25 protein-coding genes are annotated in these 26,579 nt (G+C 42.1%); 9 read left to right on the top strand and 16 right to left on the bottom strand.

All coding sequences use genetic code 11. The features are described 5' to 3' along the window. The first annotated feature begins 90 nt into the window (after positions 1 to 90). Positions 91 to 879, top strand: coding sequence for a YtvA family blue-light photoreceptor (gene ytvA / locus NKR21_RS18645; protein WP_119125482.1), 789 nt, complete (start codon positions 91 to 93; stop codon positions 877 to 879). A gap of 70 nt (positions 880 to 949) precedes the next feature. Here the strand turns inward: ytvA and NKR21_RS18640 are convergent, their stop codons facing one another. Both NKR21_RS18640 and NKR21_RS18635 read right to left on the bottom strand, forming a co-directional pair. Next, the gene (locus tag NKR21_RS18640; protein WP_144455383.1) at positions 950 to 3,727 is read right to left on the bottom strand and encodes a DEAD/DEAH box helicase; all 2,778 of its coding nucleotides are present in this window, start codon (positions 3,725 to 3,727) and stop codon (positions 950 to 952) included. Continuing rightward, positions 3,714 to 5,321 carry an SWIM zinc finger family protein gene (locus NKR21_RS18635; protein WP_144455385.1) on the bottom strand — a complete coding sequence of 536 codons (1,608 nt, stop codon included), beginning with the start codon at positions 5,319 to 5,321 and terminating at the stop codon, positions 3,714 to 3,716. Before NKR21_RS18635 ends, NKR21_RS18640 begins: the two co-directional genes overlap by 14 nt. 186 nt (positions 5,322 to 5,507) lie before the next feature. Here NKR21_RS18635 and NKR21_RS18630 point away from each other — a divergent pair, with 186 nt between their 5' ends. Beyond that, a complete protein-coding gene (locus NKR21_RS18630; RefSeq protein WP_003214884.1) occupies positions 5,508 to 5,651 on the top strand; it encodes a YwzD family small protein in 144 nt (47 codons plus the stop codon). A 116-nt stretch (positions 5,652 to 5,767) separates the two neighbouring features. Further along, entirely contained in the window at positions 5,768 to 7,087 is a 1,320-nt protein-coding gene (locus NKR21_RS18625; RefSeq protein ID WP_012011506.1) for a UDP-glucose dehydrogenase family protein, read from the top strand. 35 nt (positions 7,088 to 7,122) lie between these two features. Here NKR21_RS18625 and chrA read toward each other — a convergent pair whose 3' ends face one another. The 5 genes from chrA to alsS form a co-directional block, all read right to left on the bottom strand. After that, on the bottom strand, positions 7,123 to 7,656 hold the full coding sequence (gene chrA, locus NKR21_RS18620) for a chromate efflux transporter ChrA (RefSeq protein ID WP_041816374.1): 534 nt from the start codon (positions 7,654 to 7,656) through the stop codon (positions 7,123 to 7,125). Beyond that, the gene (gene chrB / locus NKR21_RS18615; RefSeq protein WP_144455387.1) at positions 7,656 to 8,237 is read right to left on the bottom strand and encodes a chromate efflux transporter ChrB; all 582 of its coding nucleotides are present in this window, start codon (positions 8,235 to 8,237) and stop codon (positions 7,656 to 7,658) included. The genes chrA and chrB overlap by 1 nt, the downstream gene beginning before the upstream one ends. 16 nt (positions 8,238 to 8,253) lie before the next feature. Further along, positions 8,254 to 8,730: a chromate efflux transcriptional regulator ChrS gene (gene chrS / locus NKR21_RS18610; RefSeq protein ID WP_041815982.1), complete on the bottom strand. Its 477-nt coding sequence runs from the start codon at positions 8,728 to 8,730 to the stop codon at positions 8,254 to 8,256. Positions 8,731 to 8,883: 153 nt separating this feature from the next. Continuing rightward, a complete protein-coding gene (budA, locus tag NKR21_RS18605) occupies positions 8,884 to 9,654 on the bottom strand; it encodes an acetolactate decarboxylase (protein ID WP_012011502.1) in 771 nt (256 codons plus the stop codon). A 35-nt stretch (positions 9,655 to 9,689) separates the two neighbouring features. Continuing rightward, positions 9,690 to 11,390, bottom strand: coding sequence for an acetolactate synthase AlsS (gene alsS, locus NKR21_RS18600; RefSeq protein WP_144455389.1), 1,701 nt, complete (start codon positions 11,388 to 11,390; stop codon positions 9,690 to 9,692). A 150-nt stretch (positions 11,391 to 11,540) separates the two neighbouring features. Between alsS and alsR the strand changes: the two genes are divergently transcribed. After that, positions 11,541 to 12,437, top strand: a complete 897-nt coding sequence (alsR, locus tag NKR21_RS18595) for an acetoin biosynthesis transcriptional regulator AlsR (RefSeq protein ID WP_012011500.1) — start codon at positions 11,541 to 11,543, stop codon at positions 12,435 to 12,437. Positions 12,438 to 12,502: 65 nt separating this feature from the next. Further along, positions 12,503 to 13,105, top strand: a complete 603-nt coding sequence (locus NKR21_RS18590; protein WP_254109404.1) for a flavin reductase family protein — start codon at positions 12,503 to 12,505, stop codon at positions 13,103 to 13,105. A gap of 235 nt (positions 13,106 to 13,340) precedes the next feature. Here NKR21_RS18590 and rbsB read toward each other — a convergent pair whose 3' ends face one another. From rbsB to NKR21_RS18545, 9 genes are all read right to left on the bottom strand, one after another. Next, the gene (gene rbsB / locus NKR21_RS18585) at positions 13,341 to 14,258 is read right to left on the bottom strand and encodes a ribose ABC transporter substrate-binding protein RbsB (protein WP_012011498.1); all 918 of its coding nucleotides are present in this window, start codon (positions 14,256 to 14,258) and stop codon (positions 13,341 to 13,343) included. A gap of 13 nt (positions 14,259 to 14,271) precedes the next feature. Then, positions 14,272 to 15,225, bottom strand: coding sequence for a ribose ABC transporter permease RbsC (gene rbsC / locus NKR21_RS18580; protein ID WP_012011497.1), 954 nt, complete (start codon positions 15,223 to 15,225; stop codon positions 14,272 to 14,274). Position 15,226: 1 nt separating this feature from the next. Beyond that, positions 15,227 to 16,708 carry a sugar ABC transporter ATP-binding protein gene (locus NKR21_RS18575; RefSeq protein WP_144455391.1) on the bottom strand — a complete coding sequence of 494 codons (1,482 nt, stop codon included), beginning with the start codon at positions 16,706 to 16,708 and terminating at the stop codon, positions 15,227 to 15,229. 15 nt (positions 16,709 to 16,723) lie between these two features. Next, positions 16,724 to 17,116: a D-ribose pyranase gene (gene rbsD / locus NKR21_RS18570; protein WP_012011495.1), complete on the bottom strand. Its 393-nt coding sequence runs from the start codon at positions 17,114 to 17,116 to the stop codon at positions 16,724 to 16,726. Beyond that, a complete protein-coding gene (gene rbsK / locus NKR21_RS18565) occupies positions 17,113 to 17,991 on the bottom strand; it encodes a ribokinase (protein WP_144455393.1) in 879 nt (292 codons plus the stop codon). Before rbsK ends, rbsD begins: the two co-directional genes overlap by 4 nt. Continuing rightward, entirely contained in the window at positions 17,988 to 18,974 is a 987-nt protein-coding gene (locus NKR21_RS18560; RefSeq protein ID WP_144455395.1) for a LacI family DNA-binding transcriptional regulator, read from the bottom strand. The genes rbsK and NKR21_RS18560 overlap by 4 nt, the downstream gene beginning before the upstream one ends. 117 nt (positions 18,975 to 19,091) lie before the next feature. Next, positions 19,092 to 20,234, bottom strand: coding sequence for a Ger(x)C family spore germination protein (locus NKR21_RS18555; protein ID WP_144455397.1), 1,143 nt, complete (start codon positions 20,232 to 20,234; stop codon positions 19,092 to 19,094). After that, positions 20,224 to 21,321, bottom strand: a complete 1,098-nt coding sequence (locus NKR21_RS18550; protein ID WP_144455399.1) for a GerAB/ArcD/ProY family transporter — start codon at positions 21,319 to 21,321, stop codon at positions 20,224 to 20,226. Before NKR21_RS18550 ends, NKR21_RS18555 begins: the two co-directional genes overlap by 11 nt. Then, the gene (locus tag NKR21_RS18545; RefSeq protein WP_144455401.1) at positions 21,311 to 22,792 is read right to left on the bottom strand and encodes a spore germination protein; all 1,482 of its coding nucleotides are present in this window, start codon (positions 22,790 to 22,792) and stop codon (positions 21,311 to 21,313) included. Before NKR21_RS18545 ends, NKR21_RS18550 begins: the two co-directional genes overlap by 11 nt. Before the next feature lie 746 nt (positions 22,793 to 23,538). Between NKR21_RS18545 and pgsB the strand changes: the two genes are divergently transcribed. From pgsB to edmS, 4 genes are read left to right on the top strand one after another with little or no spacing between them, the layout of a single operon-like run. Beyond that, positions 23,539 to 24,720 carry a poly-gamma-glutamate synthase PgsB gene (gene pgsB / locus NKR21_RS18540; protein WP_144455403.1) on the top strand — a complete coding sequence of 394 codons (1,182 nt, stop codon included), beginning with the start codon at positions 23,539 to 23,541 and terminating at the stop codon, positions 24,718 to 24,720. A 15-nt stretch (positions 24,721 to 24,735) separates the two neighbouring features. Beyond that, the gene (gene pgsC / locus NKR21_RS18535; protein WP_012011488.1) at positions 24,736 to 25,185 is read left to right on the top strand and encodes a poly-gamma-glutamate biosynthesis protein PgsC; all 450 of its coding nucleotides are present in this window, start codon (positions 24,736 to 24,738) and stop codon (positions 25,183 to 25,185) included. An 18-nt stretch (positions 25,186 to 25,203) separates the two neighbouring features. Continuing rightward, positions 25,204 to 26,370, top strand: a complete 1,167-nt coding sequence (locus NKR21_RS18530) for a CapA family protein (RefSeq protein ID WP_088002335.1) — start codon at positions 25,204 to 25,206, stop codon at positions 26,368 to 26,370. Continuing rightward, positions 26,367 to 26,537: an extrachromosomal elements maintenance protein EdmS gene (gene edmS, locus NKR21_RS18525; RefSeq protein ID WP_003213661.1), complete on the top strand. Its 171-nt coding sequence runs from the start codon at positions 26,367 to 26,369 to the stop codon at positions 26,535 to 26,537. The genes NKR21_RS18530 and edmS overlap by 4 nt, the downstream gene beginning before the upstream one ends. Positions 26,538 to 26,579 lie beyond the last annotated feature (42 nt).

Raw genomic sequence — 26,579 nt, 5'->3', positions numbered from 1 at the left:
GAACTACTTCTATTTACACTTGATGTGGAACATCATATAATTTAATTATGAACATAACCCGCTTGTAAGGAAATTAAGGAGAGTAAACGAATGGCGCTGGAATCTTATAAGTCCGAAAATCTGCATTTAATCAAGGAAGCCTTAGACTATACTCAGGTTGGCCTGACGGTGACGGACCCGTCTTTACCTGATAATCCTTTAATATATGTGAACAAGGGCTTTTTAGATATGACAGGCTATCAAGAACCCGAAGTATTGGGGAAGAATTGTCGTTTCCTTCAAGGAAATGAAACAGAGCAAATTGCTCTCCAACAAATTAGAACAGCTATTGAGAACAAAGAGGCTGTCACTGTTCAGATTAAAAATTATAAAAAATCTGGACAGATGTTTTGGAATGAGTTAAGTGTAGCTCCTCTTTGGATTGACGAAAATGAAGGGAAACGTCTTTATTTCGTAGGTCTGCAAAAGGATGTCACGAAAGAGAAGGAACAGCAGGAGCTTCTTGAGCAATCAATTGATGAAGTACTGAACATTTCTGTTCCAATTGTTCCAGTGAAAGATGGCATTTCTGTGTTACCGATCATTGGTACGTTAACAGCGCCAAGATTTGATAAAATTATCTCAACAGTCTCCACCTATATCTCTCAATCCAAGGACGATTATTTCATTGTCGATCTGTCTGGTTTATTAGAAGTCGATTCATTTGTAGCCGATGCGATCTTTAAGCTGAACGATTTGATTTTAATGACAGGTACGGAACTCATCGTGACAGGAATTAAACCGAATCTAGCGATGAAAATGGGAGAAATGAGAGAAGATTTCCGTGAATTGAATACGTATATGAACGTGAAATCTGCATTGAAAAAACTGCACATTTAACCTATGTTCATATGAAATGAAAAAAGAGGACTTTTCATCATGTTTGAGAAAAGTCCTCTTTTTGCTTGGATTAAGATGATTGAGCGGCGGCACTTAATGTGAATAAATCCTCTAGTTCGTTTGTTGATAGCTCTGTAATCCAGCTTTCACTTTGGATAATTTGATCATTTAACGTTTGTTTTGTTTCGAGCATCTGATCGATTTTTTCCTCGATCGTGCCCGTTGTGATCATCTTATGAACGTGAACGAATCGTTTTTGTCCGATCCGATAAGCTCGGTCGGTCGCTTGGTTTTCCACAGCGGGATTCCACCATCTGTCGTAGTGAATGACATGGTTTGCGGCGGTTAGGTTAAGTCCAGTTCCTCCTGCTTTTAAAGAGAGAATTAAGATGTTAAATTCTTTCTTCTGGAAGCGGTCCACCATTTTATCTCGCTCCTGTTTGGACAGACTGCCATTTAAAAATTGAACGGGTTCGCCAAACATCTTTTCCGCCAGCTGCTTGATCATGTTCCCCATTCCAATATACTGCGTAAAGATGAGGCAGCTTTCGTCTTGCTCATGTATTGCTTTTAACAGCTCTGCGAGTTTATCCATTTTTAATGAACGTTTCAGCAGTTTCACATCGGTTCCACTCTCTTTTAAATAGAGTGCTGGGTGATCGCAAATCTGTTTGAGTCTGCCTAGCATACTTAAAATAATGGCTTTCCGCTGCATTCCTGTTAACGAAGCCATGTGTTCGAATGTATCTTTCACGAGCTGTTCATATAAAGAAGCCTGCTCGGCGGAGAGCGGAATGAATTCTTTTTCTTCGAGTTTCTCAGGCAAGTTCAGGGCGACCTCTTCATCTTGCTTTGTTCGTCTTAATAGGAAAGGTTTAATCAGCTGCTGCAGCTGTTCAATTCTTTTTTCATCACGGTCTTTTTCGATCGGCAGAACGAATTTCTTATGAAAGCTTGTCAAGCTGCCAAGATACCCTTTGTTGACGAAGTCAAAAATGGACCAAAGCTCTGTTAAACGGTTTTCCATAGGTGTCCCGCTAAGGGCAATGTGATGCTGTCCTTTGAGCTGTCTGATCGCTCTCGATTGTTTCGTATGGGCATTCTTAATGTTTTGAGCTTCGTCTAAACAAATCGTATCCCACTTTGCTGATGTTAATTCATCACGATCAGAATGTGAGAGTCCATAAGACGTCAGGACAATATCTGTTGACTCGTATGCCTTTGTAAAGTGTTCCCCTTGAGGACGCGATGGCCCGTAATGCAAGGCAACATTCAAATGTGGTGCGAAGGTTTCAAGCTCTCGTTGCCAGTTTCCTAAAACAGAGGTCGGCGCAATGATGAGAGATGGAGCGGCATTTGACTCCTGCTCCTTCAAATATGTGAAATATGCAATCATTTGAATTGTTTTCCCAAGCCCCATATCGTCTGCTAAACAAGCTCCAAATCCATGAGACCTTAAGAATAACAGCCAGTTGACACCATGCTGCTGATACGGCCTGAGTGTGCCTTTAAAGGAATCACTCATTTCGTAGGAAGGCAGCTCATGCGTATCATTTAACTGATGGACAAGTCCTCTTAATTGAGACGAAAGTTCAAATTGAATATGTGCAAATGCTGAGCTGTCTAGCAGCTCTGGAATCGATTCAGAAGATGCTTCTTGATCTGCCAGTTCGCGTGACAAAATATCAGACATGTGCAGCCCTTCATTTTCGGCACGCTCCATCCATTTTTTCATTTGCTGGATGAAGGTTGGATCGATTTTGATCCATTGTCCACGAATATTGACAAGACGTCGTTTACTTTGGACAAGCTCGTTGAACTCATCTTCTGTCAGCTCGATGCCGTTTGTAGCAAAGCGCCAATTAAAATCCATCAACGCATCCATTCCGACATGCGACTCGCCTCTTGGGGTAGAGGAAATCCTTGCTTTTAGCATCATGGTGCTTTCTTTGACAATTTGCCACCACGATGGGAGTAGAATCTCAATTCCCATATTCACAAGGGTTTCACTTGCTTCTGATAGGAAAAGCCAAGCTTCGTCTTCTGACATGAGTGTGGTGCCAGATGTGAAAGAGAGCCAAGGCACAATTTGACCGAATCGCTCCAGCTCTCTGGAGATTTTATCTTGATACGGATGCCAAGATCTTTTTAATGAACGGATGCCTTCAAAAAAGTGAAGATCACTGTTTTTCTTATCACGCAGAAACAATTCGATCTTCCAATCGTCTCCGTCGAAATCAGGTTCATTTAAACGCAAGCCGACAGTGAAAGGTGTGTCGTCATCAATCCAGCCAATCGTTTCCAAGAAATCCTGCTCATCTAAAAAATGTCCTTGGAAGGATGAGAGCGCAGGCGATTGTTCTGTCATGCGGTTCCATTTGTGCTGTAATGCATCATCATATTGAATGTAATCCTGTACAGCAAAGGAGAACCATTCAGCCGTATAGCCATCTAATAGTCCTTCTTTGTCTTTAAAACGTAGTACACCTTTTGTCCACGCCTCGTAATCCGGAATAAAATCTTCATCCTCAATGAATTCATAAATGGTGGAGGCTGTCTTCATCAGTGGTTCCGTTTCCTCGGTTAGTGTCACATGACTAAAGGTATTAAATGAATTTTTTCCTAGTAGTTCAACGGTCATCCAAGGGCTTAACAGGAAGGCAGGTGTGCCAATAAAGCTCACATCTTCTAAAAATGTTCCGTAAAAAGACGATTCATGCCATTGGAAAAGCTGCCTCTTCATTTCATTAAGCGGAACAGGGTGTCCGTCCTCTGCTTGCGCTGAAATGGTGAAAGAGAAATCTTCTGTTTGTTCTGCATGAATGACAATTTGTTTATGGCGTGTCATCAATTAATTTTCCTTTCTTCATTTCCTCTTGGAACGCACGCAGCCGTTTCGTTGAATCTTGTAGCTGCTTTACATATCTTTCCCAAATCGCAGTTTTTTTCGTTTTATGATAAAGCGTGCGCAGTTTTTTTAGCATTTTCACAGATTCTCGGTATGCACTTCGATTCTTTTGATCGAGAAGCTGTGAGATTTCACGGTGATACGATGGAATGAGCGCCTCAGGCTCCTCTTTTGCAATTTGTTTGATCAGATCCTTCTCAAGTTCACTGATGGAGAAACCAACAAGGCTGTGAATCTCAATCCATTCTGCATAACGCTGTTGTGCATATAAGAGCTGACTATATTCAGTAAACGCATAGGGCATGCAGATCTGGAGGTAGCGTTCATATAAATGATGATCCTTCGTCTGTTTAAAGTATGCGTCTAAATAGTAGAAGAAATCACTGACGGCTCCACGTAGTTCTCTGTAGGAAAGGTCGAGCTGACAATATTCCTCTAAAATATAGGTGATCTCTTCATACCAGAGCTTGAGCCGCTTCCAGTCCTTGCGGTTTGTCAGATCCTTCAGCCAATTGAGCACATTTGGCAGCATATCTGCATTGAGCATTTTTAATTGCTGAAAGAGGTGATCGTCTTCTTTCAGTAAATAATCCATGTGCATCAATCCGATGGTACGTTCTACCGTTTTTTCTTGCTGCTGAGCGTTCTTTAGTAATTCTGTTTCTTTTTTTACCCATTTCCCTCTATTTAATATGGTGCCCCAAATCTCCATAAAGACCGCTACTCGTTCATGTTGAAAAGGTCCGTTTATTTGAAGAAGTGTCCGAACGACAGTTGGTGTGTTTTCAAGAAACGGATCGAGGGAAAAGGAAAGGGCGTATGTCTTCAAGTGATCCACTGAATCAAAAATGGTGTTCATGAGCTGTTCGACATATGGATTCATGGAATAATAGTCCTTCTCGACATCAAGCTGGCCAAGATCGATTAATTCATAAATCCTTAACCACACATCGATTGACGTATGAATCGCATACAAACTCTTGAATTCAGGTGAATGAGGTGCGTGTTTTTTTAGGATCGATAAATAGCCGTAATACAAATGCTGCGGTGTTTGCTGGTGCTTTGGTGTCCGTTTCAGCCAGAGGTTAAATTCCTCTTGGAAAAAATTCAACCAGCTTTGAAGTGATTGTTCGTCTGGGCGCTTCACTTGGAAGTGCTGGCGAATTAATTCTTTGCTGCGTTGAAATTCATCCTTTTCTGACCAATTTTCTGTAAATCCGGTCACACTCTCTACTTGAGCGTATAGCGAAAAGAAGACAGCGAGAATGTGTTTACAAAGTCCATCTGCTGGACATGAGCAGCTGCTTCTCACAGGAAACAATACATGAAAGTGGACTCTGGCTGCCACGACATCATGTACATAAGCTGACCATTCCGTATCAGATTCTTGCTTGAGACGATATACACTGTCCTGTCTATAAGTAATCAATGCTTTTTTGATGAGTTGTTTGTTTTCATCTGTTGCAGGAAGAAGTTCTTTGATTTGTTCTGCTGTTTGCTTGAGTTCTTCTTCGTTGATGTTGTGCTGAAGCATTTGATCCGCTCCTAACCAAGTAAAAGATTCCAATTCTTTTATTATAGCTCAATGGTGATTTATAAAAAAGTTTTTCATGAAAATGGTCATAAATTTCAAAAGCTGTCGAATGATGTATTAGAGTATTGCATAAACCAACCTTACAGCATATAATAATGAAATTAGTGGAATCGAAAGGATACAGACATGGATAATAAGGGTTTGAATCAAGAAGAGTTTTTAAAAATTTTGATGTACGCTCATGATATTGGTGAGAATTCAAATGATGTCACAACAAAAGAAATGCTTGAAAATCTGATTGCTCATATTCGAAATGGTCTTGTTTCATAAAAGTAACCCCCTGCTAGTGATGGCAGGGGGTTTTTGTATGCTTTTATGAATGGAACGAAAGCTCTCAGCATACGATGTCTTTACAAGTATAAGGCGTATAGGGAGCTGATGGTGTCATGAATATAGCCATTGCAGGCTGTGGATATGTGGGACTGGTCACAGGTGTGTGTTTAGCGGAGGCAGGGCACAATGTGGCGTGTATTGATATTGACCGGAGAAAGATCATGCAACTGAAACAGGGACGTCCACCAATGTATGAGCCAGGATTAAAAGAACTGCTGAAACGCAATCTTGCGCAAGGACGAATTCAATTTCACATAAATGGAGAGGTAGCCTACCCGCAGGCTGATGTGTTAATGATTGCGGTTGGTACCCCGCAGCAAGCAGATGGCCAAGCTGATTTACAATATGTGCTTCAAGCCGCAAAGGAGATCGGTACAAAAGCAAAATCAGGTGCGGTTCTTGTGGTGAAAAGTACAGTGCCTGTTGGAACAGGTGATCAAATCGAACAGATGATACATCAAGAATTAGGACGGAAAGAGCCATTATCAATTGCATCTAACCCAGAGTTTTTACGAGAAGGCTCTGCCATTTCAGATACATTGAGGGCAGATCGGCTTGTGATTGGGGCTGAAACAAAAGCGGTATTAGACCGGCTCGAGGAGATGTATGCTGATTTCCACTTGCCAGTAGTCAAGACAGACCGAAAAAGTGCAGAAATGATCAAGTATGCATCAAACGCTTTTCTTGCGACCAAAATCAGCTTCATGAATGAGATCGCCTCTATTTGTGAGAAAACAGGTGCTGATGTGGAATGGGTGGCGCAGGGAATGGGGCTCGATCAACGGATCGGTTCTTCGTTTCTCAAGGCGGGGATTGGCTACGGAGGTTCTTGTTTCCCAAAGGATACAAATGCACTTGTCCAAATCGCAGGGCATGTGTCGCATGATTTTGAGCTACTAAAGGCTGTTATCAAAGTAAACAATGAGCAGCGAGCCGGTTTTATCAGAAGTATTCAAGAGAGACTGGGGGCAAATCTTGAAGGGAAGCGAATTGCACTGCTTGGTCTTGCTTTTAAACCGAATACAGACGATATGAGGGAGGCGCCATCTGTTCCAATAGCTCATGAACTCCATCAATTAGGCGCGGAGCTTGTGGCGTATGATCCTGTTGCCTCACGCCATGCCGCTCGTGAATTACCGGATCAAGTCGTGTTTGCTCATACGATTGAAGAAGCGATAAAGGATGTCCATGCAGTGTGTATATTAACAGAGTGGACAGAGATTCAGACGTTTCCTCTCAAGTCCTATAAGGAATGGATGAGACAGCCGCTTATTTTTGATGGACGAAACTGTCATACACTTGAAGCGGCAGAACAAGCAGGAGTCGAATATCATTCGATTGGGCGCAGACCAGTTTCTCCAATCTATATGTAAAAGAAAACCGATAACAGATCATGTTATCGGTTTTTTTAATGCGGTAGAATGAACCCGCCATATAAAAAGGCAGCCACAATGAGAAAGGCGGGGTGCATTTTGTATTTAGTCATAAAGAAAAAGGAGATCGCAGCAATGGCGAGCGATTGCATCCAGCCAATGGCTTTCACTGCATCTCCGCCAATTTCCCATGTTAATAAAAGCATCATCATCGCAATGACAGGCTGGACGGATAAGGTCATGCCTTTGACGACAGGTGATTGGCGAAAACGGTCAATCAGCTTGAGCAATAGAATCAATCCAATGGCTGATGGCAGTACAGTTGCAAGCAGTGCCACAATAAAGCCTGGCCAGCCCATGACGTCATAGCCGACATATGCTGCGATTTTCGTCGCAATTGGTCCTGGAAGTGCATTGGCTAAAGCAAGCATATTGGAAAATCCTTCGTTCGTCATCCAATGAAAATGGTTGACGATTTCTTCATAATTCAGCGGAATTGATGCAGGTCCTCCGCCATATCCTAATAGATTGGACAAGAAGAATGCCCAGAATAAAAAGAGAATCAGCATCATGAAGACACTCCTTTCTCTTTATTTGGTCGATTCCAGCGTTGTTTTAGTTTGAAATGAAATGCGCCATAGCATAAAAAGATAATGACAATGATTCCTGGATGAATGGACAGGACCTGCAGCCCGTTAAAGGCCAGAAGGAACAGAGCAATCCCGAAGATCATTCCGAAGCCTTTCAGCGTTTTTTGTCCAAACTCGTATGCCATGATCCCAAGTAGAACGGCAATGACTGGTGTCACAGCGCCAATCATATTTTGAATGATTTGTGAGGAGCTCAAGACGCTGACAAGTGTGACGAGTGCCACCATGGCGAGACATGTCGGTAAAATATGGGCAGCTGTTGCGACGATTGCGCCGGATACGCCCTTCAATCGATAGCCAAGATAGGCTGACATTTTGGTCGCGATTGGACCTGGTAATGCATTGGCGATGGCGAGTGTTTCTCCAAATTCGTCATCATTGACCCATTGATATTTCACCACCGCTTCATGGCGAATGAGTGGTATAACGGAAGGACCTCCGCCAAAACCGAGAATGCCGGTTCGCACCATAGCGATGATGAGTTCGATATATGATTGCAAGTGCTTCAACTCCTGTCTACAATTTCATGCCCATTCGGCTTTTGTACCGTTTAATAAGCATTTGGCAGTCCACACTCACGACGCCTTCTAGCGGGTACAGTTTTTTTGTTAGAAATGTCTCCATTTCTTGTTCGTTTTGAAAAATGCCATGCATATGCAGTTTGCTTGGCCCTGTCATGTGATAAAGGCTTGTGACAGCTGTTTCTTGCTCAAGCTGAAGGGCGACTGCTTCTAAAAATTTCGGCTCCACTTCTACATTAAAGAAGACAGAAACATGAATGCCGATCTTAGCAGGGTTGATGACTGTTGTGAATCGTTCAATGACGCCTGCTTCAATCAGCTGCTGAATACGGGCTTGCACAGCAACACGTGAAAGACCGACTTGTTTCCCGAGATCTGTATAGGACATACGCCCGTCCTCATGTAATAGGGATAAAATTTGTTTATCTCGTTCGTCTAATGTTAAGTTCGGAATGCTATAGTCGTTTGACACCGTATGACCACCTTTCTTCTGTTGATATTTTAACACACTTTATTACGAATGGAATGTGTGTAATTTAATATACTAACGAAATGAATATCAATAAAGTGATGTATATTCCTTTCGCATAAAAAGACACCCCGGAATTACCGGGGTGTCTTTCTTTTATTGATCTGGGCTACTTTCTGCATTGGCAATTTGCTGTGCGAGGTCAGCTCGATCAATGTCTGCTTGGAAGAATTCCTGCGTGTTCGGCAGGTGTAAATTCATATGACGCTTTTGTGAAATTCGGATGGTCACTTGATCAACAGTGTAATCAAATACGTGTCCGCCAACACTTCGATCGTCATCAATGAAATGAAGATGATATCCACTCACCGCAATACCATGTGCATACTGAGGTGTACGGAAACCGGCGATTGTTCCTTGAATATCCTCGAAATCGAAGATGGGCTGTGACTTGACTGCTTCCACCATCGGAACGTAAGGTTTTTCCTGTTTTTCGACCGTACGTGTTTGAACCTTTTTGAATGTACCATCAATGCGGATCGCATAAAACACATTCTTACTCGGTAAAATGCGGTCGATTTCTTCTTCTAGCTCTTTGCTCGTCATGGCTGCATCAATTCGATGAACGATATCAGTTTCAAAGAATGCTAGAGAGCAGAAAGGCGAATAGTCTTGATCGGTAACTGGTGTCGCTGTTCCATCCGAGCGCAGTCGATAAAATGCGCCGTCAAAGCCGATCAGCTCTCCATCTAATTGATTGAATGTACCAATCCCGAAATCACCGTGCTCGGGAATTTGTGAAAGGGAGAAATCTCCATCATATACGGCTTCCAGCAAAGAGGTCATCGTCGATACTTGATAGACTTCTTGCTGTTTGTCATGTTGTCTTGTGTCGTTCTGTTGATTCATTGGGTGCATCATACCCATATCCGCTCACTCCTTTGGTGTAATGTATGGACAACTTATCTAACGTTCAATGTGTGTGTTTCACGAAAGACTTCTGGCCATTTTTGACTGGCGAGGTCTGGGTTGTCTTGATAGTCAATCGGAATATCAATAATAACAGGTCCTTCTATGTTTATACCCTTTTGAAGGACAGTTGAAAGCTCTTCAGGTGAGTTTACTCGTAATCCAGTCGCTCCAAAGCTTTCTGCATATTTCACTAAGTCGATCTGTCCGAATTCAACGCAGGATGTGCGGTCATATTTCATTTCCTGCTGAAATGCCACCATATCGTATGTGCTGTCATTCCAAACAAGGTGAACGAGATTTGTTTTCATGCGGACGGCTGTTTCTAGCTCCATTGCAGAGAAGAGAAAACCGCCATCACCAGAGACCGAAACGATCTTTTCATCTGGATTCAATATGGAAGCCGCAATGGCCCATGGTAAGGCAACGCCTAATGTTTGCATCCCGTTGCTCACAAGGAATGTGTTCGGCTCATAGACGCGGAAGTGACGCGACATCCAAATTGCGTGAGACCCGATATCACAAGTGACCTTCGTGTCATCAGGAATCAAGCGTCTTAATGTATGAATGACATCCAGCGGATGAGATAGATGACTTTCTCTTTCTGGTGCTTTTTCAATGTCGCTTAACAGCTCCTGCAATTCAGTAACGAATTCAACTTGTTCTTTGCATAGAGAAAGTGGAACACTGTCATGGGCTAGATGTTTAATGGTTTCAGCTATATTGCCGACAAGCTCAAGTGCCGGCTCGTAAAAATGATCGATATCTGCCTGCATGTCATCGACATGGATGATCTGTCGCTGCTTCGGCTGAATATTCCAATGCTTCGGATCATATTCAATTGGATCAAAGCCGATGCTCAAAAGGACATCTGCTTGTTCAATGAGAAGATCTCCCGGCTGATTTCGGAATAAACCGATTCTGCCTACATATTGAGACTCAAGCTCTCTTGAGAGAACGCCGGCTCCTTGGTATGTTTCAACAAATGGAATTCCAAGTGTTTTCAATAATGTTCTTGTAGCCTTTGCAGCAGCTGGACGACTTGCTTTCATTCCCACAATGGCAACAGGTAAGTGTGCATTTTGAATTTTGGCGATAGCCGAGCTGATGAGAGCATCCGGTGCAGAACCTAGTTCTGGAGAAGGGTGAGCAGACACTGGTGTTTGTGTGGTGTGTTCTGTCACGACATCTTGTGGAAAGCTGATAAATGCTGCTCCAGCCTGCCCCTTTTGTGCCGCGCGAAAAGCATTTGTTAAGGCTTCGGGTATATTATGAACGTCTTGTACTTCAACACTGTATTTTGTGACTGGTTTGAATAATGCCGCATTGTCGAGTGATTGATGTGTTCGTTTGAGCCGATCAGCACGAATGACGTTTCCAGCGATTGCGACAACAGGGTCACCTTCTGTATTAGCTGTTAATAGACCTGTTGCTAAATTAGATGCGCCAGGACCTGATGTGACGAGACAAACACCTGGTTTGCCAGTTAAACGGCCGACAGCAGCTGCCATAAAGGCGGCATTTTGTTCGTGTCTGCATAGGACAAGCTCTGGACCTCTGTCTTTTAATACATCAAATACGGCGTCAATTTTTGCACCTGGAATCGCAAAAACATGGGTCACACCTTGAGCAATCAGCGTATCAACAATCAATTCTGCTCCTCGTCTTGTTAGGGGTTGTGCTTGAGAATTCATTTACCCCGCACTCCTTTCGGCAAGTAAAATTTTTTATGAAAATATATTTTCATGATATGATTTACTATACATTTCAAAATGGAAAATTTCCAATATATGTTTAACGTGGTTTTAATATGTTTCACGAATAAGTGTGCGAGGGGTGAAAGGATGGAACTGAGACATTTGCAGTATTTTGTCACAGTAGCGGAGGAGCTGCATTTTGGCAGAGCAGCCGCACGGTTGAATATGACACAGCCTCCACTTAGTCAGCAAATTAAGCAATTTGAAGAAGAATTGGGATTTCCTTTGTTTCACCGGTCGAAGCGAGTAGTGGAGCTAACAGCTGCTGGAAAGGTCTTTTTACATGAGGTGCGGGGTGTGCTGCATCAGCTTGATAAAGCCGTTGATCATGCCCGGCATACAGCAAGAGGAGAGCTGGGAAAAATCATCATAGGGTTTGTTGGAACAGCGACATATGATATTCTGCCACCAGTTGTACGCGAATTCAGAGAGCTGTATCCCTCTGTCAGTATTGAGCTGGAGCAGCTTTCTGTTCCGCAGCAGCTAGGCGCGCTTTTAAATGGGGAGATTGATATCGGTTTTTTACATCCTACATCTCCTCATGAAGAACTGATCAGCCGTTTGATGAAGCAAAGTGAATGTATTTTTGCGATTCCGAAAAATCATCCGCTGGCGAAAAAAGAGGCGGTCACGATCGAAGATATTCGAAATGAACCGATTATTTCTTTATCACAGGAATCATGGCCGTCCCTTTATCAACACTTTGTCCTGCTATGTGAAAAGTACGGATTTTCTCCAAATATCGTGCAGGAAGCGGCGGAATATCAAATGGTGATTGGCCTTGTCACAGCTGGGATCGGCATTGCGGTCATTCCGAAATCAGCCCGGCGTTTATTTAATCTAGATGTTGTGTATCGGTCGATTGAAGGTGAACAGCTTCTGGCAGAATGGACGATTTCCTATAGACGAGAAAATCATAATCCTGCTTTATTTCATCTTGTCCACCATATCCTGCATCGCACCGAGTCTGAATCAGAGGCATAGAAAAAGTGGTATGGTATGATGTCGATACACCAAAAGGAGGCTTGTCTGAAGTGATTACGTTGCAAATGGATCAGCTATCACGAAAAGAAGCATATAAATTATTATCGGGTTCTATTGTTCCACGACCGATTGCGTTTATTACAAGTCTGTCTAAAGACGATGTCGTCAATGCCGCACCATTTAGTTTCTTTAATGTCATCAGCGGACACCCACCGCTCCTCGCCGTTTCTATCGGACGACGAGAAGGTCAGATGAAAGATACAGCGCAGCATGTGATTGACAGGGGAGAATTTGTGGTCCATGTGAGTGATGAAGCGATAATAGAAGATATTAACGAAACAGCTGCTACGCTGCCACAGGAAGAGAGTGAGCTGGATCGAACCGGTCTTCATCAAGTACAGAGCCATGTCGTGTCAGTTCCGGGAATTCAGGAAGCACGTATTCGCTTTGAATGTCGGCTTGAAAAGCATCTTACCTTTCAAAATGATGAAGGGGAGATCACGGTCGATCATATCATTGGCCGGGTTGTGTGTGCGCATTTAGATGAGGCTGTGTATGATGCGGAAAAAGGTTATGTTTCGACTCATGAATTAAAGCCAGTCGCACGTTTAGCGGGAAATGATTACGCCCATTTAGGGACGTCATTTGTGCTGAAAAGACCAGAATAATAGGAAAAACCCCCGAGGGAAATCGGTGGTTTCAGCGTGTAGACAAACCCTCGCATTCGTTGTCAGTCCTGCGTGCTGGTGCTCACGAATGTCAAATTCGCTCCGCGCCAGTACTCGTCCTTCCTAGGGCTGCAAAGGTTTTCTATCACGCTGAAAAGAAGACAAAGGGCTAAAATCAAGATCATTTTAGCCCTTTGTCAATCTATACCCCCGAGAGACATCGGGGGTTTTGTGTTTATTTTTTCTGTTCTAGTTTCAGTGGTGCTGCGATGTTCTTTTCTACTTTTTTCCCTTTTAAGACGTCGCTTGCAGCACCGACTGCTAGTTTCCCGATCAACTCTGGCTGCTGGGCGACGGTGGCAGATAGTTTTCCTGCTTTGATTGAATTGAGTGCATCTTCGTTTCCGTCAAAGCCAACGACGAGAATGTCTTTTCCAGAGCTTTGAATTGCTTCTAGAGCGCCAAGTGCCATTTCATCATTGTGGGCAAAAACAGCTTTGATGTCAGGGTTTCCTTGAAGGAGGTTTTCCATGACATTCAATCCTTTTGTTCGGTCGAAGTCAGCCGCTTGTTTTGCAGTCACTTTTAGATCTTTATCTGCTATTTGGTGGAATCCTTTTCCACGCTCACGTGTAGCAGAAGCGCCTGGTACACCTTCTAATTCAGCGACTTTGGCTCCTTTACCGACCTTGTCGATGATAAAATTGGCCGCCATTTCGCCGCCTTTGACGTTATCTGAGGCAACAAGTGCTTCTACTTTTCCGCTTTCAGCTGAGCGGTCTAATGTGATGACTGGAATATCAGAAGCATTCGCTGATTCAACAGCAGTCGATATAGCAGACGAGTCCGCTGGGTTGATAAGTAAGGCGTCGACCCCTTGCTGAATTAAATCTTCTACGTCACTTGTTTGTTTCGCTGAATCATTTTGTGCATCTGCAATGACAACTTCGATGCCAAGCTTTTTCGCTTCTTTTGTCACCCCGTTTTTGAGAGAAACGAAGAATGGGTTGTTTAAGGTCGAGATCGAGAGACCGATTTTGATGTCTTTTTTCTTCCCATCTTTTGTTGATTTGGCCCACTCTGGCGGTTCTAGCGAGCAGGCAGAAAGCATGAACAATGAGAGAGTCAAAATGAGAATGAGATATTTTTTCATAGCAGCTGCCTCCTTAAGCAGATTTCTTTCTATCTAGTAGGACTGCAATCAAGATGACAATCCCTTTCACAACAGATTGATAGAATGATGAAACTCCAAGTAAGTTCATACCATTGTTCAGGACTCCGATGATGAGCACCCCGATCAGTGTGCCGACAATTCGCCCTCTTCCGCCAGACAGACTTGTCCCGCCAAGTACAACAGCAGCAATCGCATCAAGCTCATAGGAGGTACCAGCTGTTGGCTGCGCAGAATTTAGACGAGATGTTAAAATGGCACCTGCTAAAGCAGACATGAAACCTGCCAATGAATAAATCATTATTTTTACGCGCGGTACTTTGATTCCTGAAATAAGCGCAGCTTTTTCATTTCCGCCAATGGCATATGTTCTTCTGCCGAAAGGCGTTTTATGAAGCAGTACCCATAGTACGATAAAGGTGAGAAGCATCGTGATCGCTGGAACAGGAATGCCTAAGAAATATCCGCGGCCGAATAACTGAAAGGCGTAGTTCGAGCCGAGTCCTGTAATCGGGTTTCCGTCTGTATAAACAAGTGTTAATCCTCTAAAAATGGTCATCGTGGCAAGTGTTGCGATAAAAGGAGCCATTTTTCCTTTTGTGATTAAAAGACCGTTGACCATCCCAAGAATAGCGCCGATGATACTGCCAACGATAATCGCTAAAATCGGGTCCATACCAGACACGATAAATCCGGCAGTCAGCGCACTAGAAAGTGCTAAAATGGCACCGACCGACAAATCAATTCCTCCGGTTAAAATAACAAATGTCATACCAAAGGCAATGAGGGCATTAATGGAGATTTGTCTCAGTAAGTTTAAGATGTTTAATGGCTCTAAAAAGGCCGGGTTTAAAATAGAAACAATGGCGACAAGGATGATGAGTCCTAAGAATGGCCCAAGCTTTTGCATGATGTTGTCAAATCGTCCATTTGAAGTAAGTGGTTTCATGTTACTTCCCTCCTGTAGCAAGTGTCATAATTCGTTCTTGTGTTGCGTCTGCTTTATTTACTTCTCCGCTGATGGTTCCTTCATGAATGACAAGCACTCGATCGCTCATCCCTAAAATTTCTGGTAGCTCAGAGGAGACCATTAAAATGGCAACACCTCGATCGGTCAGTTCATTCATTAACTGGTAGATTTCTCGCTTCGCTCCGACGTCGACACCTCTTGTCGGTTCATCTAAAATCAAGACCTTTGGCTGGATGCCGATCCATTTGGCGATGACGACTTTTTGCTGATTTCCACCAGAGAGACTGCGAGCAGAGATTTCAGAGGAAGCCGCTTTAATCGTCAATCTTTTGATAAGGAGGTCAACAAAATCCTGTTCGTTTTTCTTATCGATCAGTCCCTTTGGAGAGAAGCTTTTTAAGTTTGGCAGACCAATGTTTTCTCGAATGGAAGCATCCAGCATGAGTCCTTCATCTTTGCGATCCTCTGTAATAAAGCCGATGCCGAGCTTGACGGCATCACTTGGTTTTTTAATGACAGCCTTTTTTCCATGAACCCAGATTTCCCCTTGATCAAGAGAATCAAGACCAAACAGTGACCGCATCATTTCGGTCCTGCCAGCGCCCATTAAGCCTGCAATACCGACGATTTCTCCAGCTTTAACGGAGAAACTGATATCTTGAAATTGTCCTTTTCTTGACGCTTGCTTTACCTCAAGGATCGTATCTCCTAGAGAAGGCGTTCTCTCAGGGTATCGATCTGTTAATTCGCGGCCGACCATTTTTTTGACGACCTCATGGAAATTCGTTTCAGGTATGGCTTTCGTATCGACCGTTTTCCCATCACGCATGATTGTAATCCGGTCGCAGATCGCAAAAATTTCCTCCATACGGTGAGAAATATAGACGATGGATACGCCTTCTTTTTTGAGAGATTCAATAACCTGAAAGAGTTTTTCAATCTCACGTTCTGTTAGAGCTGCCGTTGGTTCATCCATGATAATGACCTTCGCATCCGTCATTAATGCCTTTGCAATCTCAATCATCTGTTTTTGACCAACAGAACAGCTGCCTGCCTCTTCATCAAGCGAGAGGTTCACAGACAATCGGTCCAGCTGGCTTTGAGCAAGAACCTTCATTTTCTTTGTGTCTAGCAATCCAAACTTCGTATAGATTTCTTTCCCGATGAATAGGTTTTCCAAGACGGTCATATCAGGCCATATGTTGAGCTCTTGATGAATAAAGGCGATACCGTGTTGTTCCGCTTCTTTCGGATTTTTGAAAGCGATTTCTTTCCCGTCGATATGAATCGTTCCCTGGTCTAATGAATAAAGACCTGTGAGCAGGTTCATTAAAGTTGATTTTCCTGCGCCATTTTCACCCATGAGCGCGTGGACCTCACCTGTGACGAGGTCAAAGGAGACCCCGGAAAGAACGGTGTTTTTTCCAAAGGCCTTATGGATGTTATGCATCTCAATGTTCATATCTGGCTCCTCCTTTTAAAAGATGACACCGGCATGAAGAATGCAGTTTGCGTATGGGGTGGCTTCACCCGTGCGTATGACTGCTTTTGCCTGTTTGGTCATGTCTTTGAACGTCTCGTGGTCTACATCATGTAATGGTTTTGAGAACGCTTTCTTTAGAAATAGATGATCTCGCTCATTGGCTTCTTGGATTTCACTAGCCACCGTAATGTGTTCAACCGCCATTTCCTGAAGAAGGAGGGAGGTGACCTCCTGAAAAGATGGTGTGCCGATCGTTAATGATAGGTCGATTTTGACTGGACCTTCTGGAATAGGCAGGCCGCAATCTGCGATGACGATTGTATCTGTATGTCCAAGGTCAGCAAGTACCTTGGCGATATGGCTGTTTAGGATGCCGTTTTTTTTCATTTCTTTCTCTCCAGTTCTTCTCTTGTTGGCATGCCGCCTTGTGCACCGAACTTGGTGACAGACATTGATGCTGCAAGGTTAGCGAAGGCAAGTGCGTCATAGAGAGATTTGCCCTCTGTTAAGGCAACAGCCAAGGCTCCGTTAAAGGTATCGCCTGCTCCTGTTGTATCAACTGCTTCGACTGGAAAGCCTGGGACTAGCACTTCTTTCAATCCGTCAAAATATCGAACCCCATTTTTTCCTTCCGTAATCAGTAATTTGTTAGGGTATTGACGCAAGGCGTCTTCAATTGAGCGTCCATTAAACATGAGAACAGCTTCGTGCTCATTCGGTGTAATATAGGTAGCCTGGTCTAACACTTGCTGTGATACTTTGCGGGCAGGTGCAGGGTTTAAAATCACAGGGATTTCTTTTTCGCTGCAAATGGCGCAGACAGCTTCGACCGTTTCTTCAGGTATTTCCTGCTGAATGAGCACCATTCCAATATCATCTATTGTAGAAAGTGCTTCTCTTACATAGTCAGGAGTGACCTCGTTATTTGCCCCTTTGACCACGACAATGCTGTTATCACCTTCTGCTAAAATGATATGAGCCGTGCCGCTTTCCATTTCGGTAACCGGTTTCATATATGAGGTGCGAACCCCTTGATCTTGTAAATTGTTGAGAATATTTTGACCATAAGCGTCATCACCGACTCGGCCGACCATGTATACATCAGCACCGAGCCTTGCACTGGCGACTGCTTGATTGGCGCCTTTTCCGCCTGGAACGGTTTTAAAAGATTCGCCTAAAACTGTTTCACCGGCATTTGGTCGTTTATTCGAAGTGACGACTAAATCCATAGAGCAGCTTCCTACTACGACAATATGACTCATTGTGAATCCACCTTTCTTGTTGTCTCTCGTTCAATAAAAGAGACGGGCATTTGGATAATTGGTTGATCTATCGGTTGTTTCTGAATCGCTTTCATTAACAGCTGTGCTGCTTCTTTTCCCATTTCATAGGCAGGCTGCCTAATCGTCGATAGGGAAGGGAAGAGCAGCTCACTTTGCGGAATATCGTCAAACCCAATGATTTGAACATCCTCTGGAACGGCTTTTCCGATCCGAAGCGCTTCATGTATGACCGCTGTTGCGACAATGTCATTACTGGCAATGATGCCATCTGTTTCAGGATACAGCTGGAAAAGAGCCTTAGCACTCTTGCGGGCTTCTTGAAAAGAAAACGAAGCATTAGACATCACATGGAAGTCGACGCCTTTTTCGGTTAGTACATCGAGTGCACCTTTGAATCGCTGCCTCGCTGTTTGAAGGTGGGCAGGTCCTTTCAGCAGTGTGATCTGCCTGCTACCGCGCTTAATTAATTCCATTGCGGCCATTTTCCCGCCAGTAGTAGCATCTGCAGATACAGAAGGTGCATGCGAGACGGTTCGATCTAAGAACACAACCGGCAATTCATCATCATTGTATATATCTGATTCGGGTTCGTTTGTGACAGCGATGACACCGACCACTTGATTTTGTTTAAAGGTTTGTAAATAAGCCAATTCCTTTTCTCGATCTTCATCACTGTTTCCGAATAATAACCGAAAACCTTGTGCATGAATCTCATCCTCAACGCCTCTAGCAAGCTGAGGAAAGAAGGGGTTTGTGATATCAGGTAAGATCAAACCGATTAAGCGAGATTCTCGTTTGAAAAGGGATCTAGCCACTTCATTGGGAAAGTAGTTCAGCTCCTGCATCGCCTGTGTCACGCGGGTTTTCGTATCTGTATGGACATATCCAGTATCGTTCAGTACGCGTGAAACAGTGGCAACAGACACTTGTGCCGCTTTTGCAACATCTTTAATTGTAGCCAATGGAGTGCCTCCCTTCGTGAATGTGTAACCGTTTACACAAATAGATTATCATGAAAGCTTTTAAATGACAATCTTAAAAAAATAAAAAAAGAAAAGAAAGATGACTTCTTCCTTTTCTTAACTAATAATCCCTGTTTGTGTAATATTGACTTTGATTTTTGGGATGATTTTTACATTTGGGTATTCGGTAACCCAATTCATTTTCATATATTCATCATAGTGTTTTACCCGATATTTTCTGCCAAGGCTGAGTACATCAGAGTTTGCTTCTTGCAGAACAGCTACCACTTTTTCTGCTTCTTTTGTCAAAATTTCAGAAAGCCTTTTGTTGAGTATTTCAATATTTTTATCTGTGTTTAAATTATCTTTCGGGTACTCAAGGACAGAGGTCGTAAATTCATACTCAAGAGAAAAGGTTAAGTTTTGATGGTCAGGATTGACAATGTTGATATCTCTATTTGAATCTGTCACTTGAATGGTCATGTAATTGTTCTCCTTTGATTTCATATCACTTCTTACTTTTTTAGTGAAGTTTGCATAATTGCCCATTTTTCCGTCCATGACAGTAAGAAGAACGGCATCTTGTCCGTACAGTTCACCTTTCTTTTTCTCATTATCAAATAAGGCGACGCCTTTTACACTCGTTAGTTTTTTCTCTTGATCATAGTGAAGTAAAGGCAGTGTGAAATCCTCCCCAGTTTGCAGCATTTTGGAACGAATGCTTTGTATGTTTTTCGGTGCTACTTGGGAGGATCGAGATGCCGTGGTGATAAGGTTATTTAAATAATCACTCACAATGAGCTTCTCCTTAAGGAGCTCATTGATTAATTCCACACAGCTGCCCCCCTGTACCACTGCAAGATTTGTGAGCAAAGGACTTTTTGGATCTCTATAAAACATATCTAAGTAAGGGAGAATCTGATTTTGAGCAAATTCATCACCAATGAGCATGACCCGCATTTTGGACATATCAATTTTTTGATCGACAATCCGGCTTAAGTTGGTTCTTGCTTTTCTTAATGTAGGAGCTTCCGTTGTGAGTAGAGTGGTTAAATAGTTGTCTGAATTTCCTTGCTCCATACTTTGAGACTGCTGGACTTTACGATAGGTGATGGAAAATTTCGCATTGCCGTCTTCGCCTTGATCAACTGCAGACGTTAACACAAGAGAGATGTTTTTTAATAAGTTTTGATCCCAGCAGCCAGGCATGAAGATTAGAGACATACACATGAGGAGCGTCAGCAAAAAACTATGACGCATGTGATTTCACCTTCCCTTTGCGATGTTTGATAAAGATGATGATGGCCATAATGATCGGAAGTGTGTAAATGACCGAGATCTGAGCAATAGTTGTAAAGTCGTTAAAGCGCTGTATTCTAAAGTTATCGTTTGCGAGGAAACAGCTAGATGCGTAAATAAAAATAGCAAAATAATAGATATACTTTTTATGCTCTTTTTTCTTAAGAAGGCTCGCTAGGCCGTTGGCACAGAAGTAAAGATAATTGCTGAGTGTGGCAAGAATAACAAACACCCAGAAACTAAGAAAAATTAAATCTGTTCGTTCAATTATTCCAAATGTAACGGTCTTTAATAGATAAAGCACAGGATTTGGAATAATATCAAGCTCAATCGGGCTGAAGAACATAAAACAAATCAATGTAATAAATAGGTAGAAAAGTGTCGTGCATATATTTGAAATGGTCATGACCTTATAGCGTTCCTTGATGGTGCCTTTCATGAAAGGAGAGATGATGAGAATCATCTCAAAGCCGTTCATTGAGAGTACCACATCTTTCAATCCAAGCTGAAACTGAGACAGGTCCGTCTGGAAGAAAGGCATAAGGTAGTCAATATTGGTTCCTTTTAATGAATAGAACATGAGTAAAGACAGCATGAGCAAAAAAGGAGTCAAGATAAAGTTAAATCTGACGATCGCTGTGATTTTTTCTTTTGCAATATAGATAATACAGATCATCAGTAATAAATTAATCACCCAGTTTGGCGTAAGTGGCAGTACCCATATTCCAAGTATTCTGGTGAAAATCGACAGAACCACAATACAGACCGAGGCAAAATATATGGTATACAGTCCGATCAAAATTCGTCCTATCCATTTCCCATAGACTTTGGTTAATGCTTGGAAGAACGAGATGTCAGGATATTTCTGAATGATGTAAATAAATATGGTATTGATGATTTGAATAAAAACACCCGCTAAGATGATCGCCATCCACCCATCGTGCCCCATATCCTTCATCAGCAGATGAGGAAGCGCTAAAATCCCTACACCAATTTGAGATTGAATGAGAAAAAAGACCGCTTGAGATGAGGATATTTTATTTTTCATTTTTCTTTTCCCATCCTCTCAATTGTTCAATTTGTTTTTTCTTTTTCGGATTTAAATAGACAGGACGCTGTTTGTACATCCACATAGGTAGTCGAATGATGGTGTCCTTTAAATCCTGCCAGTTAAAAGGTGTAACAGGTGATAAGTACGGTACACCTAAAGATTCTAGGCGGCATAAATTCATGAGGACGATGGCAAGGCCAAATGAAATACCGATAAAGCCAAACATTGAAGCCATGAACATGAGCGGAAAACGCAGCATCCTAATGGTAGCCGTCATTTCAATTGAAGGAAGGATAAAGGAAGCAACAGCAGTCACGGCAACGACAACAATAAGAACATTCGAGATAAGTCCTGCTTGTACTACCGCATCCCCAATGACCAAACCGCCTACGATCCCAATGGTCTGCCCGACGGGTTTTGGCAGACGCACACCAGCTTCCCGTATGAGTTCAATGGTAATTTCCATTAGCATGGCTTCTATTAAAGGAGGGAAGGGAATCCCAATAATAGAGTTCTTCATCGTAATGGCGAGTTCATCAGGGACCACCTCATAATGAAATCCAATCACGGCGATATAAAAAGATGGCAGGATGACTGCGATGATGCAGGCAAGATAACGCAAAACACGAATAAATGTAGCTGGTATCCAGCGGCTATTATAATCATCTGGTGATTGAAAGAAACTAAAGAACGTGATAGGTAGAATGATGGCCATTGGACTTCCATCCATCAATACAACAATTCTGCCTTCAAGGATGGCAGATCTGACTTTATCTGGACGTTCAGTGTCAATCAGCTGCGGGAAAATAGAGAATGAATCATCCTCAATGGCTTCAACGACAGACCCAGGACTGAGCAGTGTGTCTACTTTAATAGAAGAAATTCGTCTGTTCACTTCTTCTATCTTTTCTGGATTGGCAATATCGGAAATATAAATTGTGGCAAGCTTTGTTTCTGATTTTGTACCGACCTTATGATACTGGATAGCGAGCTTCCGATCATTTAAGTGAGAACGCAGCAAATATAAATTCGTATCCAAACTTTCCACAAATCCATCATGAGCACCCGCAATGATGCTTTCTGAAGAAGGTTCTGAAATAGAACGCAGAGGAGGCTGCCCAACGGTAAACAATTTGATCTGCGAGGCATTTTCTTCAAGAAAGGCAATACTTCCTGCAATGATGCTGTCTGTAATCAGCGTCAAGTCACCAGTTTCGAGTGTGCTAAGAGATTTTGTATAATCCTGCTTTCCAGGTGGTCCTAACAAGTTGCCGATAATGAAATCATTTAGCTTGCCTTCATCTACTCTTGTTTTAATAAAAAACAAAACAGATTTCGTTTCATTCACCATTAGCTCCCGGTATTCAAAATCCCCACTTTGCTGAAATGTCTTTTTCAGAATTCTGATTTTTTCCTCGAAGCTCCCTGATAAAAAATGTAAGCGTGTTTGCTCATTGGCGTTTGGCATCTTTAGCCTCCTCTCACAGTTTTTTATTCATAGTGTGAGCGGAGAGACCGATTTTATTCGTCATCTTAGGTGAAAGCATGACATAAGCTGACAACTTTCAACTAAAATCATATTAAAAATGTTAAGAAATGATGAATGTTGATAAAAACAAATGAATAATGTTTCATTGTTTAGGTCATAAGGATCGAATATCGTAAAGAACAGGCATTTCAAAATGATCAATAGTTTACATATTATCCTAATTTTTTGTGACCTTAAAATAAGCATATGGCTTGATTTTTTTAGAGGTGACCTTTGTCATAGGTCAACGCATCGCTTTCTGACGGATGAGGATGACTTTCTAACCTGTTCCTTCAAAAAACAAAAACATTCCAAAACACGCACTATTCATTTAAAGCGCTGATATGACAGAAGTTATAGAGTTTAAAAGGCTTTAAAACATTGATTCAAAATACATCTTAACAATTGTCAAAAAATTTAGGGAGAAAAGGACAAAAGATTTTTCGATGCTTGATGGTAACGCTTACTCTTGATTGAAGTCAAAATTCAGGCTCTTTTTTGTCAGTCTTTTGACCTTTTCATTTAAAGACGAGCTAGGTCAATCCACCTTCTGATTAGAGGAATTTGGCATACGAGGAAGTGAAAGATTATGTTACATAATACCGATTGTGATTTTATGCTGAACCTATATACTGTTGATTGAATTTACATATCACACTCATAAAAAAAGGAGATGTAGATAAGCGATGTGGTTAATCGTTATAGCCTGTGTCATCATGTTAGGGATTGGCTTTATTGAAAAGAAGCGTCACCAGAAAAATATCGATGCCCTACCGGTGCGCGTCAATATTAATGGTATTCGCGGAAAGTCTACCGTTACAAGATTGACAACCGGTATCTTAATGGAGGCAGGTTATAAAACTGTCGGCAAAACAACGGGAACAGATGCAAGAATGATTTATTGGGATACGCCAGAGGAGAAACCGATTAAAAGGAAACCGCAAGGACCGAATATCGGTGAGCAGAAGGAAGTTATGAGAGAAACTGTTGAAAGAGGAGCAAATGCCATCGTCAGTGAATGTATGGCGGTCAATCCAGATTACCAAATTATCTTTCAGGAAGAGCTGCTTCAAGCGAATATTGGCGTGATCGTAAACGTTCTTGAAGATCATATGGACGTCATGGGGCCGACACTTGATGAAATAGCAGAAGCCTTTACAGCGACAATTCCTTACAATGGACACTTGGTTATTACGGATAGTGAATATACGGATTTCTTTAAAGAGATTGCGAAAAAACGCAATACAGAAGTCATTGTTGCAGATAATTCCAAGATTTCTGATGAGTATTTACGGAAATTTGAGTACATGGTCTTCCCAGATAATGCCTCACTTGCACTTGGTGTTGCACAGGCATTGGGAATTGATGAAGATACAGCATTCCGTGGAATGTTAAATGCGCCACCTGATCCAGGAGCGATGAGAATTCTTCCATTAATGGATGCGAAAACTCCTGGACACTTTGTAAATGGTTTTGCGGCAAATGACGCATCATCTACATTGAACATTTGGAAGCGTGTGAAAGAAATTGGATATCCAACAGATGAACCGATTATTATCATGAACTGCCGTGCGGATCGTGTAGATCGAACGATCCAGTTTGCGGAGGATGTACTTCCTTATATTGAAGCAAGTGATCTCGTTTTAATTGGTGAAACAACAGATCCAATTGTAAAGGCATATGAGGATGGAAAAATTCCGGCTGACCACTTACACAACCTTGAATATCAATCTACAGAAGAAATTATGAAAATGCTTGAGAAAAAGCTTCATAATCGAGTGGTTTATGGAGTCGGCAATATTCATGGTGCCGCTGAACCGTTAATCGAAAAAATTCAAGAATACAAAATTAAGCAGCTTGTCAGCTAGGAGGAAATATAGAAAATGTTCGGATCAGATCTTTATATCTCGTTAATTTTAGGTGTTCTACTTAGTTTAATCTTTGCAGAAAAAACAGGAATCGTACCAGCTGGACTTGTTGTACCAGGTTATCTAGCGCTTGTATTTAACCAGCCAGTTTTCATTTTAGTTGTCTTATCTGTCAGCTTGCTTACGTATGTCATCGTTCGCTTTGGTCTATCAAAATTTATGATTTTATACGGACGCAGAAAGTTTGCTGCGATGCTGATTACAGGGATTGCCTTAAAGCTTGTCTTTGATTTCTTCTATCCAGTGGTCCCATTTGAAATAGCAGAATTCCGCGGAATCGGTATTATCGTTCCTGGATTGATTGCAAACACGATTCAAAAGCAAGGTCTTACGATTACCCTTGGAAGCACGTTACTTCTAAGTGGTGCAACATTTGCCATCATGTATGTTTACTATCTATTTTAAGATAAGGTGTGTCCAATGATGAATAAAAAATTGAGCTTTCAGGAAAAGCTGCTGAAAATCACAAAGAACCAAAAGAAAAAAACGAATAAACACGTACTGATTGCTTTGCCGATCGTCATTGCTTGTACATTTCTATTTACATTTATCGGGCAAGCAAAAGTGCCAACTGTACAAAAGAACCCAGAAAACATCCTGACCGCTTCGTTTGTCGGTGACATTATGTTTGGAAGAAACGTAGAGAAAGTAACTGACCGTTATGGAAAACAGCATCTCTTCCGCTATGCCAAACCATACTTTGATGTATCAGATTATGTGACTGGTAACTTTGAACATCCAGTCGCATCAGATCAAGAACAAGCGGCGCAAAAGAATATTCATTTAAAAACAGATGAGGATTCTGTCAAAGCGTTGAAGGATTTGAATTTCTCTGCATTAAACTTTGCGAATAACCATGCGGCAGACTATGGTGAAAAAGGGCTAAACAAAACAATTGATGCCTTTGAACAAGCGGACATGGATTATACAGGCGCAGGCCGTAACCTTCAGGATGCGAAGCAGAACATTTCGTATAAAGAAGTAAATGGTGTCAAAATCGCTACACTCGGTTTTACAGATGTGTATGGGAAAAATTTTAAAGCAACGAATCGCAAGGCAGGTATCTTGCCAGCCGATCCATCTATCTTTATTCCGATGATTTCGCAGGCTGCTGAAAAGGCAGATGTCGTCGTTGTTCATGCTCACTGGGGACAGGAGTACAACAATGAGGTAAACGATAGACAAAGAGAATTGGCAAGAGCGATGTCAAAAGCTGGTGCTGATATCATTATTGGTGCTCATCCGCATGTTCTTGAGCCAATGGAAGTCTATAACGGCACGGCGATCTTCTATAGCTTAGGAAACTTTATTTTTGACCAAGGCTGGTCAAGAACACGTGATTCTGCACTTGTTCAGTATCATCTGAATGAAGATGGAAAAGCGACATTTGAAGTTGTCCCAATGTACATCAAAGAAGCAACACCTGCACCAGTTAAAGCAGGATCATTTGAATCAAAATCCATTATCCGTATGCTGACAAATGGTACGAATGCGGATTGGAAAGAAAAAGACGGACACATTTTCTTTGAAGTAGATCACGCTGATAAAGTTAAACACTTAAAAGAAAACGGAGGGAAAGAGAAGAAATGAAATTTCTAAAAGCCAGCTGGCCGTTTGTTGCGTTAATTTTAGTCTTTGTCTTTATGTCTGCTTTTAAATTTAGTGACAGCCTCACAGATCATGAAAAACAAAAGATCTCGGTTGAAATGCAGAAAATTGAACAACAAAAACAGTCAAAAACGGAAGCAAGTAAATAACTTTAACGAGCATAGAGGGCACGCATTGCGTGCTCTTTTTTG

This window comes from Bacillus sp. 1735sda2 (genome assembly GCF_024159245.1).
Lineage (GTDB): Bacteria > Bacillota > Bacilli > Bacillales > Bacillaceae > Bacillus > Bacillus pumilus_O.
This window is presented reverse-complemented; position numbering and strand designations above follow the sequence as displayed.

What these genes read in the sequence shown, in the direction of transcription:
- ytvA (WP_119125482.1), top strand. Translation starts at nt 91, where the DNA reads ATGGCGCTGGAATCTTATAAGTCCGAAAATCTGCATTTAATCAAGGAA.
- NKR21_RS18640 (WP_144455383.1), bottom strand. Translation starts at nt 3,727, where the DNA reads ATGACACGCCATAAACAAATTGTCATTCATGCAGAACAAACAGAAGAT.
- NKR21_RS18635 (WP_144455385.1), bottom strand. Translation starts at nt 5,321, where the DNA reads ATGCTTCAGCACAACATCAACGAAGAAGAACTCAAGCAAACAGCAGAA.
- NKR21_RS18630 (WP_003214884.1), top strand. Translation starts at nt 5,508, where the DNA reads ATGGATAATAAGGGTTTGAATCAAGAAGAGTTTTTAAAAATTTTGATG.
- NKR21_RS18625 (WP_012011506.1), top strand. Translation starts at nt 5,768, where the DNA reads ATGAATATAGCCATTGCAGGCTGTGGATATGTGGGACTGGTCACAGGT.
- chrA (WP_041816374.1), bottom strand. Translation starts at nt 7,656, where the DNA reads ATGCTGATTCTCTTTTTATTCTGGGCATTCTTCTTGTCCAATCTATTA.
- budA (WP_012011502.1), bottom strand. Translation starts at nt 9,654, where the DNA reads ATGGGTATGATGCACCCAATGAATCAACAGAACGACACAAGACAACAT.
- alsS (WP_144455389.1), bottom strand. Translation starts at nt 11,390, where the DNA reads ATGAATTCTCAAGCACAACCCCTAACAAGACGAGGAGCAGAATTGATT.
- alsR (WP_012011500.1), top strand. Translation starts at nt 11,541, where the DNA reads ATGGAACTGAGACATTTGCAGTATTTTGTCACAGTAGCGGAGGAGCTG.
- NKR21_RS18590 (WP_254109404.1), top strand. Translation starts at nt 12,503, where the DNA reads ATGGATCAGCTATCACGAAAAGAAGCATATAAATTATTATCGGGTTCT.
- rbsB (WP_012011498.1), bottom strand. Translation starts at nt 14,258, where the DNA reads ATGAAAAAATATCTCATTCTCATTTTGACTCTCTCATTGTTCATGCTT.
- rbsC (WP_012011497.1), bottom strand. Translation starts at nt 15,225, where the DNA reads ATGAAACCACTTACTTCAAATGGACGATTTGACAACATCATGCAAAAG.
- NKR21_RS18575 (WP_144455391.1), bottom strand. Translation starts at nt 16,708, where the DNA reads ATGAACATTGAGATGCATAACATCCATAAGGCCTTTGGAAAAAACACC.
- rbsD (WP_012011495.1), bottom strand. Translation starts at nt 17,116, where the DNA reads ATGAAAAAAAACGGCATCCTAAACAGCCATATCGCCAAGGTACTTGCT.
- rbsK (WP_144455393.1), bottom strand. Translation starts at nt 17,991, where the DNA reads ATGAGTCATATTGTCGTAGTAGGAAGCTGCTCTATGGATTTAGTCGTC.
- NKR21_RS18555 (WP_144455397.1), bottom strand. Translation starts at nt 20,234, where the DNA reads ATGCGTCATAGTTTTTTGCTGACGCTCCTCATGTGTATGTCTCTAATC.
- NKR21_RS18550 (WP_144455399.1), bottom strand. Translation starts at nt 21,321, where the DNA reads ATGAAAAATAAAATATCCTCATCTCAAGCGGTCTTTTTTCTCATTCAA.
- NKR21_RS18545 (WP_144455401.1), bottom strand. Translation starts at nt 22,792, where the DNA reads ATGCCAAACGCCAATGAGCAAACACGCTTACATTTTTTATCAGGGAGC.
- pgsB (WP_144455403.1), top strand. Translation starts at nt 23,539, where the DNA reads ATGTGGTTAATCGTTATAGCCTGTGTCATCATGTTAGGGATTGGCTTT.
- pgsC (WP_012011488.1), top strand. Translation starts at nt 24,736, where the DNA reads ATGTTCGGATCAGATCTTTATATCTCGTTAATTTTAGGTGTTCTACTT.
- NKR21_RS18530 (WP_088002335.1), top strand. Translation starts at nt 25,204, where the DNA reads ATGAATAAAAAATTGAGCTTTCAGGAAAAGCTGCTGAAAATCACAAAG.
- edmS (WP_003213661.1), top strand. Translation starts at nt 26,367, where the DNA reads ATGAAATTTCTAAAAGCCAGCTGGCCGTTTGTTGCGTTAATTTTAGTC.